Here is a 3,059-nt window from a genome sequence, read left to right as displayed (position 1 = left end):
TCACAAAGGTACTGAAGAATATAACTTCTTCCTTGCTGTTCACTTTCCCGATAATCAACTGAAAATTTTCGATTACAACCGGGTGGTTAAAGATCTGAACGGATTGACAGAAGCAGAGCTGCTCAAAAAACTGGAAGCTGGTTTTGTAGTTGAAAAGAAAGGTACTGCAGAATACAGGCCGGATACGGCGCATAATTTCAGTATGTATCTCAACGGAAACTGGTATTCAATGACCGCAAAAGCAGGGACTTTTGACGATAATGATCCTATAGGTTGTCTGGATGTAACGATCTTATCTGACCTGGTTCTGGACCAGATCCTGGGAATAAAAGATTTACGCAAATCACAAAGAATAGATTTTGTCGGAGGAATTCGTGGTTTAGGGGAATTAAAAAGACGGGTAGATAGTGGTGAAATGAAAGTAGCCTTTGCCCTTTATCCGGTTTCAATGAAACAACTCTTTGATATAGCCGATACAGGGAATATCATGCCTCCCAAAACCACCTGGTTTGAACCCAAATTAAGAAGCGGACTGATTGTCCATTCATTAATTTAATTTTGAATTACAAACCAATTAACATCAAAAAAGCCCTTTTCGAGGGCTTTTTTGATGTTAATATTTCTATATGAATTAGAATATATTCAGACCCTTCAGGGTTGCAAGAGTATTTTTAACGCTATTGGCTGATTTTTCAACCATAGCTTTTTCTGCATCATTTAATTTGATTTCGAGAATATTCTCAACACCATCTTTTCCTAATTTTACAGGAACGCCGAAGTACATATCATTAAGACCATATTCACCCTGTAAGTATGCGCAGCATGGGAAATAACGTTTCTGGTTTCTAACAATAGCTTCAACCATACGTGCAGCGGCAAAACCAGGAGCATACCATGCAGATCTTCCCATCAGGTTAACCAATTCACCACCGCCAACTCTTGTACGGGCAATAATTTCCTGTAACCTGTCATTTTCAACCAACTGGGTTATAGGAACACCGCTAACTGTGGTATAATCAACCAGGGGAACCATATCATCACCGTGACCGCCAAGGATAATTGCCTGAATGTCTTTTACAGAACAGTCGAGTTCGTCGGCCAAAAATGTCCTGTACCTGGCGGTATCCAGCAAACCGGCCATACCGATTACACGGTTAGGAGAAATATTAGCTGTTTTGTATGCACAATAAGCCATAGCATCCAAAGGATTGGATACAACAATAATAATTGCATCGGGAGAATACTTCATGATATTTTCAGTAACTTCTTTAACGATGCGGGCATTAGTACCCAATAAATCTTCGCGGGACATACCCGGCTTTCTGGGAAGACCGGATGTAATTACTACTACTTTAGAGTTAGCTGTAGCCTCAAAATCATTGGTTACACCAATAGTCCGGGTATCGAACAATGCTAAAGGCGCCATTTCGGCAATATCCAAAGCTTTACCTTCAGCAGTTCCTTTAACGACATCCAATAATACAACCTGACTACAAAGTTCCTTTTCAGCAATTGCATTTGCACATGTAGCACCCACGTTACCTGCACCAACAACAGTTATTTTCATTCTCCAATATTTTTTTTAAAAGTCCAAAGAACGGATGCAACTCACATGCTCATTTACCCCGGTCGCCCCGGATAACCTCCCATCCTTTCTTTGCTTAAACTTGTTATAACATGCGAGTTGATAATATTTTAAAACCTATTCGAAATAAAATGCAAGTATAGAAAAAAAATATGTTTATTGAATATTTAATTGAAGAATTTCGGGGAATATTTTGCGTTTAACAGCAAAAAAATTTCATCCCTCACAATAATCTTGACTTGGTAAAAAAATGAGTTTGAAAAAGTATAAAATAGTTCAAAGGCTCGAGACGGATCAAAGTAATTTTATTGATAAAATGACAAATTCTGTCCGATAAATCGCGATTAATTCAATTTAGCCTATTCTTTAAACGTTTTTCCCACAATTCTTGGTTAAGATCTGACTGAATTTAATTCTTTTCAAAATTTGTCAATTTCCTAAATTATTTCGGTAATTTTAGAAATTTAAATATAGAAAAATTTATAAGATAAATATTTTACAGCCAGAAATATTATTATTAATCTTTCTATGCTCTTATTTGGAAATTTTTCCATATCGAACAAACATAACGATATCATTCATTCTATCAAATACATGTTGCAATATAATAAAATATACCAATCGCTTAAAAAGGTCTCTGCCGAATGGCACGCCGGACATGTCCAGTGGGCATATTCTTGGAACTATCTTAAATTTTATGAGGATGGAACCATAATTTATTGTTCTTCAAGAGGAGAACCTAAAGATTTAATTTGGTTTTCAAAGGATAATAAAAGTGCAGTAATATATAAAGGAGATTTTCAGATAGATAGTTATAAATTATCTGCTAAAATTACCATGACGATAGGTCAATTAAAAATTGATGGCATTATTCATAATCAGAACTTAATCCTAAGAACTAATAATGAAAAATTAAGCCCTTTTGAAAACTGGGACGAGTATACACCAGTCTAATTACCAATATATTTATAAAGTCCATTCAATTCGTCCCATTGGTATTTTCTTTGTTTTACAAGATTTTCCATATAGTCAATTTCTTTTCCAAAGCCTGTTAAAATTTTTTGGCCATTTGGCAAAGTTTCAAATGCTCCACTCCCATCGCTTTTTAAAACATATTTTAGCAAATCGTTTGATTTGTCACTCAAGACCACTACGTCTGCTTTGTTATTAGTTAAATCCTCAAGCCATGGTTTATTATATGTAGCCCACATATCTGCAGCATCATTTGGGACATTTAACATTTTAAAACCATCTTGTGAGGTGGTTTTAAAGTCCGAGGCGCTACACATAGGATAATCAATCTCGGAAAGCATTCTCTTAGTATCATCAATTTTACCAAGTCCGGGTATATTTTTTTCATAAACGCCAATAAGTCCTTTAGGATTATCTATATTACCGGTAATTACCCTACTGGGAAGCCAGCTTGGTTTCTCAGTTAATGTCTTACCCCCAGTCTTCGCCACATCCTCTGCAG

At 36.0% G+C, this 3,059-nt stretch carries 4 protein-coding genes; 2 read left to right on the top strand and 2 right to left on the bottom strand.

Features of this window, described 5'->3' with window-relative positions; all coding sequences use genetic code 11:
• A partial coding sequence (locus Q8907_15145; protein MDP4275608.1) for a DUF1015 family protein occupies positions 1 to 556 on the top strand: 556 nt, incomplete at its 5' end.
• Between the two features lie 75 nt (positions 557 to 631).
• On the opposite strand, the gene mdh is transcribed toward Q8907_15145, so the two are convergent.
• Positions 632 to 1,567 carry a malate dehydrogenase gene (gene mdh / locus Q8907_15140; GenBank protein MDP4275607.1) on the bottom strand — a complete coding sequence of 312 codons (936 nt, stop codon included), beginning with the start codon at positions 1,565 to 1,567 and terminating at the stop codon, positions 632 to 634.
• Between the two features lie 612 nt (positions 1,568 to 2,179).
• On the opposite strand from mdh, the gene Q8907_15135 reads away from it, so the two are divergent.
• Positions 2,180 to 2,539, top strand: a complete 360-nt coding sequence (locus tag Q8907_15135; protein ID MDP4275606.1) for a hypothetical protein — start codon at positions 2,180 to 2,182, stop codon at positions 2,537 to 2,539.
• Here the strand turns inward: Q8907_15135 and Q8907_15130 are convergent.
• A partial coding sequence (locus tag Q8907_15130; protein ID MDP4275605.1) for a hypothetical protein occupies positions 2,536 to 3,059 on the bottom strand: 524 nt, incomplete at its 5' end. The genes Q8907_15135 and Q8907_15130 overlap by 4 nt on opposite strands.

Source organism: Bacteroidota bacterium (assembly GCA_030706565.1).
In the GTDB taxonomy this organism is placed as follows: Bacteria; Bacteroidota; Bacteroidia; order Bacteroidales; family JAUZOH01; genus JAUZOH01.
The sequence above is the reverse complement of the archived record's forward strand: the minus strand, read 5'-3'. Positions and strand labels throughout refer to the sequence as shown.

Coding starts and splice junctions, on each gene's coding strand:
- mdh (MDP4275607.1), bottom strand. CDS start 1,567: ATGAAAATAACTGTTGTTGGTGCAGGTAACGTGGGTGCTACATGTGCA.
- Q8907_15135 (MDP4275606.1), top strand. CDS start 2,180: ATGTTGCAATATAATAAAATATACCAATCGCTTAAAAAGGTCTCTGCC.